Source organism: Streptomyces sp. CA189 (assembly GCF_056428985.1).
Genome location: NZ_JBWJVM010000009.1, coordinates 159,955 through 175,384, shown reverse-complemented (window position 1 = coordinate 175,384; position 15,430 = coordinate 159,955). Strand labels below are relative to the sequence as shown.

Genomic DNA, 15,430 nt, shown 5'->3' with positions numbered 1-15,430 from the left:
GCGCCCGGCGCGCGGCTAAGCGGCCGCGAGCAGGGCGGTCTCCTCCGCCGACAGCCGCAGCGCTCCGACGGCGACGTTCTCGGCCAGGTGCTCCGGGTTCCCGGTGCCCGGGATGGCCAGTACGTGGGCGCCCCGGCTCAGGGTCCACGCCAGGCGGACCTGGGCCGGGGACACCCCGTGGGCCCGCGCGAGTTCGCGTACCGCCGGGCCCTCCTCGGTGACCCCTCCGGCCTCCTTGCCCGCTCCCGCGATGGCGAAGAAGGGGACGAAGGCGATGCCCTGCTCGCCGCACGCGTCGAGGAAGGCGTGCTCCTCGGCCGGCGAGCCGATCCCGTACGCGTTCTGCACGCAGACCACGGGTGCGATGGCCCGCGCCTCGGCGAGGTGGTCGGGCCGTGCGTTGGACACGCCCAGGTGGCGGATCAGCCCGGCCGTTCGCAGGTCGGCGAGAGCCCCGAAGTGCTCGGCGATCGAACCGGTCTCCGCCTGGCGCGGGACGCGCAGGTTGACCACGTCCAGGTGGTCGCGGCCCAGTTGGCGCAGGTTCTCCTCGACCTGCCCGCGCAGTTGCCCGGGCGTGGCCCACCACCACTCGCCGGCGGCGTCGCGGCCCGGCCCGACCTTCGTGGTGATGACCAGCTCGTCGGCGTACGGGGCGAGGGCCCGGTTGATGAGCTCGTTGGCGGAGCGGGTCGCGGAGAAGTAGAAGGCGGCCGTGTCGATGTGGTTGACCCCCAGCTCGACCGCCCGCCTCAGCACCCCGGTCACCCGGTCGCGGTCGCTGGGGGAGCCGTCGGCGAGGTGCGTGAGCCGCATCGCGCCGAAGCCGATGCGGCGGACGGGGAGGTCGCCGAGGAGCCAGGTGCCGGAGTCGGTCGCGGTGATCTTGTCGGAGGTCATCAGGTGAGGGTAGCGGGGTCGGTGACCCAGCCCGCGAACAGCACGAGTCCGGACTCCCGGTCGACGGCGAGGAAGCCGAAGGGCCGGTCCACCTCGAAGTCGGCCTGCCGGACCCGGTACGACCGGGACCTCGCGGCCCCGCGGAACATGCCGACGGCGGTGACCGCCGCGGCCTCGAACCCCTCCGCGTGGAAGCGGGCCACGGCCGACTGGCGGGCCGAGACGACGGCGAGCGGGACGGCGGAGATGCCGGGGAAGTGGCCGGGGCGGGAGGCCGCGGACGTGAGCCCGAACAGCTCGGAGTGCCCCAGCAGATCGTGCTCGGCGCGGAGGTCGAAGGCCACCGTGGTGATCCGGACCACGGGTTCGGGGCTGGTCGAATCCACGGTGTGGAGCGCCAGCCCGGGTCCCGCGGGACCGTCGGGGAGCTCCCCCGCGGTCGAGGAGGCCAGCGCGCCGGTGACCTCGGCGATCCCGGTCGTCAAAACGTCCCCCGGGGCGGCCCCGGGCTCTCCGAGCAGCAGGTGCACGTCCGCGCCGCGGGCGCCGGGCGCACCCGGTACGCGGAGCAGGGTGACCGGGCCGGAGGGCCCCCGGGCCACCCGGATCCGCTCGGGGAAGCCGTGGGCGACGGCCAGCCCGCGCAGGGAACGCCCGCTCCACGGGCCGTGGGGCGGCCGCACCCGCCGCTCGGAGAAGGGTTTCTCCCAGGTCACGTGGAGCGCGAGTGCGGAGGCGAGGACCAGGTCGACGTGCGGACCGACCTCGACCGGCATCGCCTCGACGAGCCCGCCGGTCCGCTCGGCGGCCCATGCGTCCAGGGCCTTGCGGTCGGTGTCCTCGTCTCCGGTGAGGGCGGCCCGGGTCCCGGCGGGGAGCCGGGCCGACCACGCTGCCTCCAGGGGGAGGTCCCGACTGGTCCACAGGCCGGTGGCGGCGCGCAGGCCCCGTACGCCGTCCAGGTCGGCGAGGAACTCCCGGGCGGCTTCGGACGCCGTGTCGGCGGGTATGCCGAGGGCCTCGGCGAGTTCGGTGCGGGCCGGGCCGTCGGCGCCGTCCGCGAGGAGGGCCAGGAGCGGCCAGACTCCGGCGGCCGTGAACACCGTGCCCGTGCCGTCCGCCGCGTGTCCGGCCCAGCGCGAGGTGAGTGCGTTGACCGCCCGTACCGTCTTCGTCTTCATGCGGGGGAGCGTAAGGGTTGGGGCGCCGCCGGGACGGGTCGTTTTCCTCGGCCCGGCGGCGCTGTTCGGGGGCGGGGCCGTCAGCGGCCGCGCAGGCCCTCGTCGACCGCGGTCATCAGCTCACCGTCGGCCGTGTCCGCGTCCAGTGACCAGAACATCGCGCCGCCGAGGCCCTCCTCGCGGATGTACCGGGTCTTGGTGCGCAGCACCTGCGGGTCGTCGTACGTCCACAGGGTGGTGCCGTCGAAGAGCCAGGCGCTGCTGTTGCGCCGGTCCCGGTGGAGCTTGTAAGTACCGGACGCCGCAAGCTGCTTGAGCTCCTTGTAGTCCGCGTACCCGTTTGCCCAGGCAGCGGGCGCCGGGCCCGTCGCGGGCTGCCCCATGCCGTCCCCGCCGCCGCTGACGCCGGTCCAGCCCTGCCCGTAGAACGGCATGCCCATCACGAGCTTGTGCGCGGGCGCGCCGCGCCGCTCCCAGGCGTCCACGGTGCCGTCGACGCTGAAGTCGTTCCTCGCGTACAGCGCGGACTGCTGGGCGGTGGTCGCCTCGCCGGAGACGTGGAAGTCGTAGCCCTGGAGGGTCACGAAGTCGAGGTCGCGCATGATCCGGCGGACGTCGAAGCCCGCGTCGATCTTGGCGGGGGCGGTCGGGACGAAGGCGGACAGCTCGTACTTCGCCTTCCGCTTCTGGCTGCGGGCGTAGTCGTCGAGCTGGGTGCGGAACTCGCTGACCAGCGCGGTGAAGTTCTTCTTGTCCTCGGGGCGGTAGGTGGTGTCGGTGTCGCCCGACGAGCCCGGCCACTCCCAGTCGAGGTCGATGCCGTCGAAGAGGCCGGCGGCCGAACCCGCGCCGCCGCGGCTGCCGTCCTGCGGGAGGTTGCCCTTGATGTACAGGTCGATGCAGGAGGACACGAGGGCCTTGCGCGAGGCCGGGGTGAGCGCGGCGTCCGAGAAGTGCGTGGACCAGCTCCAACCGCCCAGGGAGATCAGGACCTTGAGGTCCGGGTGCTTGGCCTTGAGCTCACGGAGCTGGTTGAAGTTGCCGGCGAGCGGCTGAACCCAGTCGTCGGCCACGCCGTCCACCGAGTTCTCGGCGTCCAGCGGGCGGACGTAGTCGGCCCACGCGTCGGCCTCACCGGGGATGTTGCCGGTGAAGCACTTGCCGTCCGCGCTGATGTTGCCGAAGGCGTAGTTGATGTGCGTGAGCTTGCTCGCGCTGCCGTTCTTCTCCAGGTCCTGGACCTGGAAGTCCCGTCCGTAGACGCCCCATTGGGTGAAGTAGCCGACCTTCTTGTACGAGCGGCCGTGCCCGGAGCCGGCTTGGCCGGCGTCGTCGTGGGCGGGGGCGAAGGCGGTCAGCAGGGAGAGGGAGCAGGCGGCGACGGCCAGCCTGCCGAGCATGCTGCGGCGCATGGGCTTCCTTTGCGGATGCGGTGAGTGGTGCCGGGGCGCGTGCGCTGTGCATGCGGAAACTATTGGTCTGGACCACAGCGGGTCAAGGGGGCGGGGCAAGTCGGTGCGGACGGAAGGCTGCCCGGCGCCGCGGGGGCGGATTCCGAGGAGGTCGCCGGCGCTTCCTGGGGAGCGTGTCGCGGGGGCGACTGTCCATGTCCCCGTACTTGACGAAATTCCTCGCGGTTGAACCCCGAATTGAGTGGATCTTCAGCGTGCGCCATGACATGGTTGGTCTCACCGAAGGGGTGTAGCTCAGTTGGTAGAGCACTGGTCTCCAAAACCAGTTGTCGTAGGTTCGAGCCCTGCCACCCCTGCTTCTCGGAGCCCTCCGGCCGTGATCGGCCGGAGGGCTTTCCTGTGTCCGGAGTCGCTTCAGGGTCCACGGTGTGCGGAGCCGTAGAAGGTCAGGCCCCGGCCATGACCTGCTGGGCGAGGAGGACGAGCCAGGCGCCGTGGGTGTACGGGGTCGGCGGGTCCAGCTCCAGCCCGAGCAGCTCGTGCAGCTCGCCCGCGAGCCGACTGACCAAGGACCGGTCGGTGGTGTCCAGGTAGTCGCGGAGCGCGGCCTCGTGGTCCTCGAACTCGTCCGGCATGTCCTGCGAGTACCACCCGCCGAGCAGCTGGCCCAGTTCGGGGAAGCGGGCGTGCCACTCCCAGTGCGTACGCGGTGCGCCGGGCGGCGGGACCTCGCCCGCCTCGATGCCCCGCCGGATGTGGTCGGCGAGCACCCGCAGCCAGTCCCCCACCGCCGCGTCGCGCAGGCCCACGTCGGGCATCGCGTAGTGCTCGCCGAGCTCGCGGCGAAGGGGACCGGGAGGGTTGCGGGCGAAGCCGCGCAGCTGGACCTCGGCGGCGGCGAGGGCGTGCGGTCGGATGTGCCAGGTGTGGCGCAGGTAGGCGGCCAGGGCCTCGCTCGGCGCCTCCGGGGTGTCGTCGGCGGGCTGTCCGGCGTAGCAGCGCAGGATCTCGTCCAGCTCGCCGTACTGGCTGTCGTGCTGCAAGGAGGTCAGGGGCACGTCGGCCTGCCTCTAGAGGAAGATCGGAAAGGTGGCGTGCACGGTGAAGCCGTGCGGGCTGGACCCGGAGCGCTTGAGCACCACCCGCGCCGCCCGGACGTCCACGGCCCCCTGCCCGGCGAGCATCATCCCCTGGAGCAGGACCCGCCCCACCGGCTCGGGACGCGAAGGCCAGGCGGCCTCGATGGTGAGCCGCTGCCGAGTGGACTGGGCGAGCCAGCGGTGCACGGCCTGCTCGTTGCGCGTGACGACCATCTGGGTCGCCCACTGGGCCGTCTCCCGATCCGGGTAGGTGGCGGTACGGGTCAGCAATGCTCCTCCTTCATGTGCCCGGTGAGCACGTCGGCGAGGTGGTCCAGCCACTCGGCCCACGAGGGGGTGGAGCCGGAGGCGAGCGGGACCGCGCGCTCGAAGGCCTCGGCCGTCAGTTCCTCGGTGGGATAGGCGGCCAGGGCCCGGTGGGCCTCGCCGACGAGTTCGGGGAGGCCCCAGGAGCAGTGGTCGGGGTGGTGCTCGGCGATGTACCCGGCGATGACCTCGTCGTCGGTCTGCCCGTCGGAGAGTTCCAGATACCCCTGGGAGAACGCCACCAGCCGGGGGAACCAGCCGCCGATCACGATCCGGCCGGTCGGCCGGACGACGACGCGGCGCCAGGAGCCCGACTCCATGTACCCGCAAGCCAGCTCCAGCACCTCCGCCGCGGCGAGCCCCGAGCGCATCCGCGGCACCCGACCGGCGAGCAGCTCGTACGAGGGATGGCCCGGCCCGTGTCCCAGGGCCCGGCGCAGCGCGGCGGCCGTCTCCTCCAATCCGCGTCGGATTCGGGCGGGCCTTAATCAATGGCAGGCCGGCCCGGCGTGCGGACATGATCGCGGCATGACTTCACAGACGACCGCGGCAGCGGCATCCGGCACTTGGGCGCTCGGCGACCGCACGGTCAACCGGATCGGCTTCGGCACGATGCGGCTGACGCAGCACGGCGAAGCGTTCGCGGTCGAGGCGGTTCCGCGCGACCGCGACCAGGCGATCGGCGTGCTGCGCCGCGCGGTCGAGCTGGGGGTCGACCACATCGACACCGCCGCGTTCTACTTCTCATCGTCGCGCTCGGCCAACGAGCTGATCAACCGGGCGCTGGCCCCGTACCCGGACGAGCTCGTCATCGCCACCAAGGTCGGGCCCGGCCGCGGTCCTTCGGGCCAGTGGCTGCCGCACGCCACCCCTGAGCAGCTGCGCGGTCAGGTCGAGGAGAACCTGCGCCAGCTCGGCCGCGACCACCTCGACGTGGTGAACCTGCGCATCGTCGGCACCGACTCGATCGCCGAGCGCTTCGGCGCACTGGCCGAACTGCGCGAGGCCGGACTCGTCCGGCACCTGGGCCTGTCCAACATCCGCCCCCACCACCTCGCCGAGGCCCAGAGCATCGCGCCGGTGGTCTGCGTCCAGAACATGTACGGCATCGGCGCGTCCCCCGAACAGAAGGAGCTCCTCGACAGCTGCGGTGAGCAGGGCATCGCGTTCGTGCCGTTCTACTCGATCGCCGGTACCGGACGAACCGCCGGCGCGACCGGCGACGACAGCGGGGAAGTCCACTCCATCGCCCGCGCCCACGGCGTGAGCGCGGCCCAGATCCGGCTGGCGTGGACCCTCCACCAGGGCCCCCACGTCCTGGCCATTCCCGGCACCGGCGACCTCGGCCACCTCGCCGAGAACGTCGCCTCCGGCCGCCTGCGCCTGTCCGAGGGCGAACTCGCCACCCTGGCCGCCGCCCACCACGACGCGGCGTGAGACAGCGTGAGGCTCGGCCCGGACCGCTGCGGGGGAAGCGGGGGTAACCGGAGGAAACCGCCTAGCCTGGGGGAATGACCGCCACCGCCGGGCGCGAGCCCAGTTCCGACCTGCGGGACTTCCTGCGCTCCCGCCGCGCCCGGATCGGTCCCGAGGAGATGGGTGTCGCAGCCCACCCGGGAAGGCGGCGCGTGCCCGGGTTGCGGCGCGAGGAGGTCGCGCAGCTCGCCGGGGTCAGCGTGGACTACTACACGCGGCTGGAGCAGGGCCGCACCCTGCACGTATCCGCCGAGGTCCTCGACGCCGTGGCCCGCGCGCTGCGGCTCGACGCCACCGAGCGGTCCCACCTCTTCGACCTGGCCCGGCCGCAGCGGGCCACCGGGCCGGGGCGCGCCGCCGACACGGCATCCGGCGCCCCGGGCCCCGCGGAGTCCACCGGCCCGCAGCGGGTCCGGGCGGGCCTGTACCGGGTGCTGGACGCCCTGGACGACGGCACCCCGGCGATGATCATGGGGCGTCGGCTCGACGTCCTGGCCGCGAACCGGCTCGCCGCGGCCCTGTACGCCGACTTCGGCGCACGGCAGCCGGAGCCGGGCGCGCCGGAGCCGGGCGGACTGGAGCCGGGCGGACTGGAGGCAGGCAGACCGGAGCCGGGCGCACCACGTCAACGCGGCCGCAATCTGGCCCGGTTCCTCTTCCTCGACCCCGCCGCCCGCGAGCTCTTCGCCGACTGGGAGAGCGCCGCGCGCGGAGCGGTCGCCGCGCTGCGGTTCTACGCCGGCCGGCACCCGTACGATCCCGGACTGCGTCCCCTCGTCGACGAACTGGCAGCGCACGACGGGGACTTCAGGCGGTGGTGGGCCGGACACGACGTGCTCGAGCACACCCACGGCACCAAGCGCTTCCGGCACCCCGTCGTCGGCGAACTGGCCCTGGAGTACGAGTCCCTGACCTTTCCGGACGACCCCGACCAGGCCCTCTACCTCTACACCGCCGAGCCGGGATCACCCTCCGCCGAGGCGCTGCGGACCCTCGCCTCCCACCCTGCGCGGACGGCCCGGGCGGCCGGCGCGGTGCGCCCGCACCGCTGACATCGGCCATCTGGCACACTGGGCCGGGTTATCCAGGCGGTGCAGGACAGGAAACCGGTGCGAATCCGGTGCGGTCCCGCCACTGTGACCGGACGTCCCCGCGCGGGGACCCGGGAGTCAGACACTGACGCACCGCCTCTTTCGGTTCGACCAGGGGACGCGGATCCCCCGGAGAGGCTTCACCATGTCTTCGTACCCCCGTGCGCTGCTGCGCGCGCTCCTGCCCGTCCCCCTCCTGATACCGCTGGCCGCGTGCGGGGGGTCACCCGGACCGCAGGACGCGAAGGCGGCGGCGGGCGCTGCGCCCGGCTTCCCGTACACGGTCACCAACTGCGGCGTCACCAGCACCTATCAGGCACCGCCGCAGCGTGCGGTCGCGATGAACCAGCACGCCACCGAGATCCTCCTGGCCCTCGGGCTGGAGGGGAAGACGGTCGGCACGGCCTACCTGGACGACGCCGTACTGCCCGCCTACCGGCCCGCGTACGACAAGATCAAGGTGCTGGCCAAGGAGTACCCGGCCAAGGAGATCCTCCTCGGCGCCAACCCCGACTTCGTGTACGGGGGTTACTCCAGCGCCTTCGACAAGGCGCAGGGCCGCGACCGCGAGGGACTCGCGAAGTCCGGCATCAACTCCCGCCTCAGCGTGGAGTACTGCACCGAGGGCAAGGTCGGCCTCGACCAGCTCAGGACCGAGATCACCGAGGTCGCACGGACCTTCGGCGTGCCCGAGCGCGCCGAACGGCTCCTCGCGGACGAACAGCGCCGCATCGACGCCGTCAGCGCGCGCGTGAAGGACAAGGCCAAGCCCGCCGTCTTCGTCTACGACTCGGGCGAGGCCTCCGCCTTCACCTCGGGCGGCAACGGCATCGGCAACGAGATCGTCGCGCTGGCGGGCGGGACGAACGTGTTCGCCGACCTCGACGACACCTTCGGCGACGTGTCCTGGGAGAAGGTCATCGAGCGCAAGCCCGAGGTCGTCCTCATCTACGACTACGGCGGCACCACCGTCGAAGCCAAGAAGCAGCGCCTGTTGAACGACCCGGCGCTGGCGCAGGTTCCCGCCGTCAAGAACCAGCGGTTCGTCGTGCTGCCGCTGTCCTCCGCCGTGCTCGGCCTACGCGTCGCCGACGCCGTCGAATCGCTGGGCGGCCAGCTCCACCCCGGCGCCCCGTGAGGCTCCGGGCCGCCCGCGCGTTCACCCGTACACCGGTCGTACTGGCCCTGCTCGCCGCCGCGCTGGCCGCGTCGGCCCTGGCCGGGCTGGCCCTGGGGCCGGTACGGATCCCACCGGGCCAGGTGCTCGACATCGTGCTCGGGGGACCGGGCGGCGGACCGGGCGGGGCGCCGGGCGGGGGAGCCTTCGGGGCGATCGTGTGGGACGTCCGGATGCCGCGCGTCCTGCTCGGGGCCGTCGTCGGCGCGGGACTCGCCGTCGCGGGAACCGTGCTGCAGGCCCTCGTGCGCAATCCGCTCGCCGACCCGTTCCTGCTCGGAGCCTCCTCCGGGGCCTCGGCCGGGGCCGTGCTGGTGATCGTCTTCGGCGCCGGAATCCTCGGCTTCGCGGGCGCCGCCGCCGTACCGCTCGCGGCGTTCGCCGGGTCGATGGGCGCTCTCGTCGCCGTCTACGCGATGGCCCGGCGCGGCGGCGCCATGACCACCGGCCGGCTGATCCTGGCCGGAGTGGCCGTCCAGTACGTGCTATCCGCCCTGACCAGCCTGATCCTGGTGCTGTCCGCCCATCCGGACCAGATCCGCAGCGTGCTGTTCTGGACCCTCGGCGGGCTCGGCGGGGCACGCTGGGGCGAACTGGCCCTGCCCGCCGGTGCCCTGATCCTGGGCACCGGGCTGCTCGTCGCCCTGGCCCGGCCGCTCGACCTGCTGCTCGCGGGGGAAGAGGGCGCCCAGACGCTCGGCCTGGACACGGGCCGGTTCCGGGCCGCCGTGTTCGTCCTCACCTCGCTCGTCATCGGAATCCTGGTGGCCTACAGCGGGGCGATCGGCTTCGTGGGGCTGATGGTGCCGCACGCCGCCCGCATGGTCGTCGGCGCCGGACACCGGGCGCTGTTGCCCGTGGCAGCACTGGGCGGGGCGGTGTTCCTGACCCTGGCCGATCTGATCGCCCGTACCGCCGCCGCGCCGGAGGAGATCCCGGTCGGCGTGGTCACGGCGCTCGTCGGCGGGCCGTTCTTCCTGTGGATGCTGCGCAGGTCCACCCGTACCGAAGGGATCGTGGGATGACGGCGGGACCGGTGGCGGGGGCGGTGGCGGGACCGGTGGCAGGCGCGGCGGAACTCGCCGTCGAGGCCGTGCGTTACGAGATCGACGGGCAGCCGCTGCTGCACGGGATCGACCTCACCGCCCGCCCCGGCGAGACGGTCGGAGTCGTCGGCCCCAACGGCAGCGGCAAGACGACACTGCTGCGCTGCGTCTACGGCGCCCTGCGCCCGACCGGCGGTCGGGTCCTGCTGGACGGCCTGGACGCGGCCTCGCTGGGCGTCAAGGACCGCGCGCGGCGGGTGGCGGTGGTGCCCCAGGACGCGGCCGGGACCTTCGGGCTGACCGTGCGCGAGGTGGTGGCCATGGGGCGCAGCCCGCACAAACGGTTCTGGGAGCAGGACGGACCGGACGACGTACGCCGCGTCGCGCGCGCCCTGGACACCGTCGGCGCGGCCGCCCTCGTGGGCCGCCGCTTCGACGGGCTTTCGGGCGGCGAGCGCCAGCGCGCCCTGGTGGCCCGCGCCCTCGTCCAGGACCCCGGCCTGCTCGCCCTGGACGAACCGACCAACCACCTGGACATCCGCTACCAACTGGAGATCCTCGGCCTGGTCCGCGCCCTGCCGGCCACCGCCCTGCTGGTCCTGCACGACCTCAACCTGGCGGCGATGTACTGCGACCGGCTGTACGTCCTGGCGGGGGGCCGCGTGGCCGCCTCTGGCACGCCGGCAGAGGTGCTGACGGAGCCGCTGCTGGCCGAGGTCTACGGGGTCCGTACCCGCGTCGGCACCCACCCGACGACGGGCGCGGTCAACATCGTCTACCTTCCGGAGGATGGGGAGCGAACGGGGCACTGACGCGGCGGCGGACTGGGACGGGCTGCAGTTCGGGGCGGCCGTGGGCCGGCGGCTGCGCCAGGACAGACTGGATGGCCTGAGCATGAAAAACCGGGCCGCGCCCGACGAGATCCTGGTGGCGCGGCTCGCCGACGAGGAGACGGCGCGGGACGCGGCCCGGAACCCGGCGCTGCCGGTGTGGGTCATGCGGCGCATGCTCGACTGAACGGCACCGCGCCGTGCACGGGATCCGGCAGCGGGGGCGCGCGAGCCCTCCGCTGCCGGGCCGGTCCTACTCCTTGAAGCCGCCGTACGGGACCGTGATCAGTTCCATGCCGTGGCCCGAGGGGTCTTGGAAGTAGACGCCGCGGCCGCCGTCGTTGTGGTTGATCTCGCCGGGGCGCTGCCCGTGCGGGTCGGCGAAGTAGGTGATCTTCGCCCGCTTGATCTTCTCGAAGGCCTCGTCGAACTCGGCCTCGGAGACGAGGAACGCGTAGTGCTGCGCGGTGATGGACTCGGCGGGGATGGTCGCGAAGTCCAGGGTGACGCCGTTGGCGGTCTCGACCGGGATGAAGGGGCCCCAGGGGGCTCCGACCTCCAGGCCGAGGAAGTACGCCAGGAACTCGGCCGACTCCCGGTGGTCACGGGAGTGGATGATCGTGTGGTTGAGCTGAACCGTCATGAGTGGATGCCTCCGAAAGGCACGTACCGGCACCTCCATGCCTCACCCAGCCGGTGACCGACACGCGATGCCGCGACATGATCATAAACACCCCTTTCGGGTGGAGTCCAGTGTGATGGGGTGGGGGCTATCCCCCGTACACCGCTTTCACGTTGTCTTGCGCCGGATGCGTCCGCCCCGCCGGGCCGGCCGCGAAGGTGCGCAGCAGGTTCTCCGTCACCCGGCTGGTCAGGGCGCCCGAGCGCGCGTCCAGGCCGTGGTTGGCTCCGCTGCGGCCGTCGCCCTTCGCGTCGAGGGCCTCCACCCAGCGCATCGTCCCCGTCGCGAAGACGGCGGCGCCGCCCGGCGTCGTGTAGTACGCCGTGTCCTGGTGGCTGGGGCGGCCCTCGCAGACCACGGGGGAGTGCGCCAGGATCTCGATCGGGCGCGGGGTCGTGAAACCGGTGCTGACCTTGTCGTACTCCACGCCGACCAGGTGCGGGAAGCTGTCGCCCGCCTGCGCGCCGGTGCCCTCGAAGAGCCAGTGGCCCGGGTTCGTCACCACGTACGGGGCGTCCACCGGGTATCCGTCGTAGATCACGCCGAGCAGTGTGCTCTCCGGGTCGGCGGCCGGTGGGGAACGGAAGTCGACGGTGGCGGGGTGGCCGCGCTTGAAGCCGGGATCCTGCTCGTAGGACGACTTGTAGCAGACCACCGTACGGTCCGGTCCGAGCTCGGAGGCCTCCAGCCGGATCCGGCGGTAGCAGGAGTTCGCGCCCAGGATCGCGATGTTGGTGCCCGCGTCCCGGGCCGCCGTGACGTGCGCGCGCTGCTCGGGCGACCAGTACTCGTCGTGCCCGAGGGAGAGGACCGCCGAGGCGCCCTCCAGCAGCCGCTTCTCCCGGGCCACGTCGGTGGTGGTCGTGTACGCCAGGGGGATGCCGAGCCGCTCGGCGAGTGCGAGCAGCGGAGCCTCGTACACGAGGAAGAGGCCCGCGCCGTCGTCGTACTGGTAGGGCCGGTCGAAGGTCACGGCGAGCGAGCGCGAGGCGTATCCGCCGCTGGGGCCGTCGTAGCTGCCGTAGCCGCCCCAGCGGTTGTACGCCTGCCAGGTCGCCACCGCGTTGACCACGACGGTACGTCCGGCCGTGGCGGCGGAGCGCACGGTGACGGGGACGAACCGCTGGCCCTCGCCGCCCTGCGCGTCGAGGCGCAGCAGGTAGCAGCCCTCAGGCCAGTCCTTGGTCTCGACGGTGGTGCTACGGGCCCACCGGGTGCGGACCGTACGGGTCGAGGGGTCCACCGTGTGGTCGGGCTGGCGCACCCCGGGCAGGGCCTCGGAGCGCCAGACCAGGCGGGCCCGGGCGCCGCCGTACCAGCCCATGCGGTAGGCGGAGACGGTGAACCGGGGCGCGGTGGTGGAGACGTGCAGGCCGAAGGACTCGCCGGGCAGCACGCTGACCCGGTCGGCGAAGCCCTCGATGGCGCGGGCCGGGCCGGCCTTGGAGACCTGCCAGTCGGCGTTCCCCGGGCGGGCGTTCTCGGCCTGGACGTCGAAGCCGCGGGGCCCCTCCTTCTTCGCCGGGGGACCGGACGGCGCCGGGCTCTCGCCGGGCCCCGCCCCGTCCGCCTCTCCGCCGTTCCCGTTCCCGTTCGCGCAGCCGGCCACGGCCCCCAGCCCGGCGGCGGTGGCCGCGGCCCCCGTCGCCAGGGCGAGGAACCGCCGCCTGTCCGCGCCTTCGCCGTCCCCGGATATGTGCTCCTGATCCATACAGGGCACGCTATGTCACCCTGTGGGCTGCGCTTTTGCCGCCCCGCAGGGTGACCGGAGATCAGCCCAACCTGACCTTCACCACCTGACTCGCCCCCTCCAGGGCCGTGAGGCTGCCGAAGCCGAGCCGGAGCGTGCTCCCGGTGCTGACCGAGACCACGCTCGCCGGCTGGGACAGCACGTGGGTGACGGGCCGGTTCCACACGAGGGTCAGTCCCGACAGGGTGCGGGTCGGGTCCGAGACGCAGACGGCGGCCGTGCCGTCGCCGAGCTCCCGCACCGTGACGGAACACGGCGCGCTCGCCTGCAGCGTGCCGATCGTCGCGGGCTGCCAGAAGTTCACCCCGGTGAAGCCGAGCGAGCCCACCGCCACCCCCTGGGCGGTCGGGTTGTTGGCGAGCACCGTGAGCCACCCGGTGGCGGCGGACCGCGCCGCGGTCTGGGCGGCCGAGGCGCCCGGCATCAGCTGGTAGACGTAGCTGCCGGCGGCCGGGTCCGTCCCGTGGTCGTACCAGAGGGTCAGATAGCGCCGGGTCAGGGCCGTGGTGGAAGAGCCCCGGTTGATGTCGCTCCACCGGCCGGTGCGGGCCTCCCGAAGCGCCCGGAAGGTGCCCGAACCCGACATCACATAGCCGCCGAAGCCCGCCAGGTGCGCCCAGCCGGGCCCGGGGAAGGAGGCGGTCCAGCCCAGTGTGGCCGGCTGGACCGTGCCGCCGACGGCGAGGGCGTGGGCGCCGGTCGCGCCCAGGTTCCGGTTGTCGATGACCGTGTCGACCGCGGCGCCGTCGGCGGAGCTGATCCCGGCGCCCAGGCAGACCACCGAGTCGTCGAGGAAGAACCAGGACTTGCGGGCCGTGAGCGTGCTGCCCAGTCCCTTCAGGTGCTGGCCCACCGAGGCGAACTCCCCGTCGGTCGTTCCCCCGACCCAGGTGGCGTCCGGACGGGAGGCACCCCAGTCGCCCCCTGCTCCGTCGGCCAGCGCCTTGCGGGAGGCGGTGGTCCCGGGCAGCCGGTACGGATTGACCGTGGGCCAGAACGCGTCCGAGTACTGGCCGTTCCCGTAGGTGGAGCCCCACCAGCAGAGCATGCCGCTGCCCGTGTGCCAGCCGCGCAGGTTCTCGCCGTTGCCCGTCTCGTAGTGCGTGATCCGCTTCGAGGCCATGGACAGGGAGGCAGCCCACGCTGGTCTGCGGTGCGTGGCCCGGTCCATCGAGGGGAACAGCCGGTGCGCCACCGGTTCCGGCACGGCCGTGACGGTGGCGTCCGCCGTGACCTCGGAGAGGCGGGCCAGGGCCGACAGGCTCTGGGTGGCGTCCGCCAAGGGGGGGCCGTAGTAGTCCCGCGCCGTCCAGCCCTTCACCAGGCCGCGCCAGCGCGTCCGTTCGGCGGTGCTCGCGCCCTCGGCGAGCAGCAGGATCGCGGCGAGGACGGAGTGCCCGCGGGTGTGGTCGTCCAGTTGCGCCTGGAGCGGATCGGCGACCTGGACCCCCCGGCTGGGGGCCCGCCCCGATACGGCGTCCATGATCAGCCCGTTGTAGAGGAACGGCGCCCAGGCGTGCTCCACCGCGTCGAAGACGATCTGCGCGCCGGGGGCGGTGACCTCCCACGCCGTCCCCTTCAACAGGCCGAACAGCATGCCCAGTCCGCCGAGCATGACCGAGCCGTACGAGCCCGTGTACGCGACGTAGGTGTGCTGGATGAAGGAGCCGTCCCGGTAGAGCCCGTCCCCGGAGGTGACGTACGGGAACACCGGCGTGAGCGCGTCCCGGGCCAGGGCGATCTTCGCGTCGTCGCCGCCGACGACTCCGCGCAGCGCGAGCACCCGGCACAGGTCCACCCGGTTCGCTCCGGTGCTGGTCCCGGTGTACGAGCCGACGGACGCATCCGGTACGAAGTGGTCCACGGCGGCGCAGTAGCCGGCGAGCTGCGCCGCCGACACGTGGCCGTACATCAGGACGATGGTGTCGAGCAGCGCCTGGGGCGCGCCGATCTGCCAGCACCACCAGTTTCCGTACCGCGCCTGGCCGGCGTTGTAGACCTGGGTGTGGAGGTGGTCCAGCCCGGTCAGCACGGCGGTGCGCAGCGCGGCGTCGCCGGTGAGCCCCGTGCCCGGTCTGACGTAGGCCTCCGCCATGCTCCGCAGCCGGTAGTAGCTCTGCGCCATCCATTCGGGGTTGGTGGTGAAGACGTGATCGGGCCAGAGCGAACCGGTCGCCGGGGCCATCGAGGAGCGCCACTGGCCCGCCTGCGCGCCCAGCGCGGTCAGCCGGGTGCGGAAGGGCTCCGCGGTGGGGGAGGACACGGTCCCCAGGACGAGGCCCTGCCACACCGCGCGCATGGCGGCGTGCACCGAGGCCACCGTCCCGGCGGTCGCCGGGAAGGCGGGGGTGCCGAGCAGCACCACGCTGCCGCCGACCGCCGTGAGGAAGGCACGGCGGCTCCATACATCTGTCATCACAGTCTCCTTTGACTGAAACGCTGATTCGCCCGAAACGCTGCGGCCCCCGTGTACTTCGAC

15 protein-coding genes, 1 tRNA gene and 1 riboswitch are annotated in these 15,430 nt (G+C 73.0%); of the genes, 7 read left to right on the top strand and 9 right to left on the bottom strand.

What is annotated here, in order from left to right:
- Positions 1 to 15 precede the first annotated feature (15 nt).
- The 3 genes from AC061S_RS10580 to AC061S_RS10570 all read right to left on the bottom strand — a co-directional run bounded on the left by AC061S_RS10580 (position 16) and on the right by AC061S_RS10570 (position 3,493).
- Positions 16 to 900, bottom strand: a complete 885-nt coding sequence (locus AC061S_RS10580; protein WP_478685605.1) for an aldo/keto reductase — start codon at positions 898 to 900, stop codon at positions 16 to 18.
- Positions 900 to 2,081 (bottom strand): serpin family protein, encoded by a 1,182-nt coding sequence (locus AC061S_RS10575; protein ID WP_478685604.1) that lies wholly within the window; start codon positions 2,079 to 2,081, stop codon positions 900 to 902. Before AC061S_RS10575 ends, AC061S_RS10580 begins: the two co-directional genes overlap by 1 nt.
- An 80-nt stretch (positions 2,082 to 2,161) precedes the next feature.
- On the bottom strand, positions 2,162 to 3,493 hold the full coding sequence (locus tag AC061S_RS10570) for a glycoside hydrolase family 18 protein (RefSeq protein ID WP_478685603.1): 1,332 nt from the start codon (positions 3,491 to 3,493) through the stop codon (positions 2,162 to 2,164).
- A gap of 283 nt (positions 3,494 to 3,776) precedes the next feature.
- Between AC061S_RS10570 and AC061S_RS10565 the strand changes: the two genes are divergently transcribed.
- Positions 3,777 to 3,849, top strand: a tRNA-Trp gene (locus tag AC061S_RS10565).
- Between the two features lie 90 nt (positions 3,850 to 3,939).
- On the opposite strand, the gene AC061S_RS10560 is transcribed toward AC061S_RS10565, so the two are convergent.
- The 3 genes from AC061S_RS10560 to AC061S_RS10550 are packed head-to-tail and all read right to left on the bottom strand — an operon-like array spanning position 3,940 to position 5,360.
- Positions 3,940 to 4,551, bottom strand: coding sequence for a contact-dependent growth inhibition system immunity protein (locus tag AC061S_RS10560; RefSeq protein ID WP_478685602.1), 612 nt, complete (start codon positions 4,549 to 4,551; stop codon positions 3,940 to 3,942).
- A 12-nt stretch (positions 4,552 to 4,563) separates the two neighbouring features.
- Positions 4,564 to 4,863 (bottom strand): RNase A-like domain-containing protein, encoded by a 300-nt coding sequence (locus tag AC061S_RS10555; protein WP_478685601.1) that lies wholly within the window; start codon positions 4,861 to 4,863, stop codon positions 4,564 to 4,566.
- A complete protein-coding gene (locus AC061S_RS10550) occupies positions 4,857 to 5,360 on the bottom strand; it encodes a hypothetical protein (protein ID WP_478685600.1) in 504 nt (167 codons plus the stop codon). Before AC061S_RS10550 ends, AC061S_RS10555 begins: the two co-directional genes overlap by 7 nt.
- A 67-nt stretch (positions 5,361 to 5,427) precedes the next feature.
- Here AC061S_RS10550 and AC061S_RS10545 point away from each other — a divergent pair, with 67 nt between their 5' ends.
- The 6 genes from AC061S_RS10545 to AC061S_RS10520 all read left to right on the top strand — a co-directional run bounded on the left by AC061S_RS10545 (position 5,428) and on the right by AC061S_RS10520 (position 10,706).
- Complete coding sequence (locus AC061S_RS10545; protein ID WP_478685599.1) at positions 5,428 to 6,336, top strand: oxidoreductase; 909 nt, start codon at positions 5,428 to 5,430, stop codon at positions 6,334 to 6,336.
- Positions 6,337 to 6,410: 74 nt separating this feature from the next.
- Positions 6,411 to 7,427, top strand: coding sequence for a helix-turn-helix domain-containing protein (locus AC061S_RS10540; RefSeq protein WP_478685598.1), 1,017 nt, complete (start codon positions 6,411 to 6,413; stop codon positions 7,425 to 7,427).
- A 47-nt stretch (positions 7,428 to 7,474) separates the two neighbouring features.
- Positions 7,475 to 7,554, top strand: a riboswitch (cobalamin riboswitch).
- A 57-nt stretch (positions 7,555 to 7,611) separates the two neighbouring features.
- A complete protein-coding gene (locus AC061S_RS10535; RefSeq protein ID WP_478685597.1) occupies positions 7,612 to 8,604 on the top strand; it encodes an ABC transporter substrate-binding protein in 993 nt (330 codons plus the stop codon).
- Complete coding sequence (locus tag AC061S_RS10530) at positions 8,601 to 9,668, top strand: FecCD family ABC transporter permease (protein ID WP_478685596.1); 1,068 nt, start codon at positions 8,601 to 8,603, stop codon at positions 9,666 to 9,668. The genes AC061S_RS10535 and AC061S_RS10530 overlap by 4 nt, the downstream gene beginning before the upstream one ends.
- The gene (locus AC061S_RS10525; protein ID WP_478685595.1) at positions 9,665 to 10,501 is read left to right on the top strand and encodes an ABC transporter ATP-binding protein; all 837 of its coding nucleotides are present in this window, start codon (positions 9,665 to 9,667) and stop codon (positions 10,499 to 10,501) included. Before AC061S_RS10530 ends, AC061S_RS10525 begins: the two co-directional genes overlap by 4 nt.
- Complete coding sequence (locus tag AC061S_RS10520; RefSeq protein ID WP_478685594.1) at positions 10,479 to 10,706, top strand: hypothetical protein; 228 nt, start codon at positions 10,479 to 10,481, stop codon at positions 10,704 to 10,706. The genes AC061S_RS10525 and AC061S_RS10520 overlap by 23 nt, the downstream gene beginning before the upstream one ends.
- Before the next feature lie 66 nt (positions 10,707 to 10,772).
- Here the strand turns inward: AC061S_RS10520 and AC061S_RS10515 are convergent, their stop codons facing one another.
- The 3 genes from AC061S_RS10515 to AC061S_RS10505 all read right to left on the bottom strand — a co-directional run bounded on the left by AC061S_RS10515 (position 10,773) and on the right by AC061S_RS10505 (position 15,367).
- A complete protein-coding gene (locus AC061S_RS10515) occupies positions 10,773 to 11,162 on the bottom strand; it encodes a VOC family protein (protein WP_478685593.1) in 390 nt (129 codons plus the stop codon).
- A gap of 127 nt (positions 11,163 to 11,289) precedes the next feature.
- Complete coding sequence (locus tag AC061S_RS10510) at positions 11,290 to 12,912, bottom strand: N,N-dimethylformamidase beta subunit family domain-containing protein (protein ID WP_478685592.1); 1,623 nt, start codon at positions 12,910 to 12,912, stop codon at positions 11,290 to 11,292.
- A 61-nt stretch (positions 12,913 to 12,973) separates the two neighbouring features.
- A complete protein-coding gene (locus AC061S_RS10505; protein WP_478685591.1) occupies positions 12,974 to 15,367 on the bottom strand; it encodes a polysaccharide lyase 8 family protein in 2,394 nt (797 codons plus the stop codon).
- Positions 15,368 to 15,430 lie beyond the last annotated feature (63 nt).

Coding starts and splice junctions, on each gene's coding strand:
- AC061S_RS10580 (WP_478685605.1), bottom strand. CDS start 900: ATGACCTCCGACAAGATCACCGCGACCGACTCCGGCACCTGGCTCCTC.
- AC061S_RS10575 (WP_478685604.1), bottom strand. CDS start 2,081: ATGAAGACGAAGACGGTACGGGCGGTCAACGCACTCACCTCGCGCTGG.
- AC061S_RS10570 (WP_478685603.1), bottom strand. CDS start 3,493: ATGCGCCGCAGCATGCTCGGCAGGCTGGCCGTCGCCGCCTGCTCCCTC.
- AC061S_RS10545 (WP_478685599.1), top strand. CDS start 5,428: ATGACTTCACAGACGACCGCGGCAGCGGCATCCGGCACTTGGGCGCTC.
- AC061S_RS10540 (WP_478685598.1), top strand. CDS start 6,411: ATGACCGCCACCGCCGGGCGCGAGCCCAGTTCCGACCTGCGGGACTTC.
- AC061S_RS10535 (WP_478685597.1), top strand. CDS start 7,612: ATGTCTTCGTACCCCCGTGCGCTGCTGCGCGCGCTCCTGCCCGTCCCC.
- AC061S_RS10525 (WP_478685595.1), top strand. CDS start 9,665: ATGACGGCGGGACCGGTGGCGGGGGCGGTGGCGGGACCGGTGGCAGGC.
- AC061S_RS10520 (WP_478685594.1), top strand. CDS start 10,479: ATGGGGAGCGAACGGGGCACTGACGCGGCGGCGGACTGGGACGGGCTG.
- AC061S_RS10515 (WP_478685593.1), bottom strand. CDS start 11,162: ATGACGGTTCAGCTCAACCACACGATCATCCACTCCCGTGACCACCGG.
- AC061S_RS10510 (WP_478685592.1), bottom strand. CDS start 12,912: ATGGATCAGGAGCACATATCCGGGGACGGCGAAGGCGCGGACAGGCGG.
- AC061S_RS10505 (WP_478685591.1), bottom strand. CDS start 15,367: ATGACAGATGTATGGAGCCGCCGTGCCTTCCTCACGGCGGTCGGCGGC.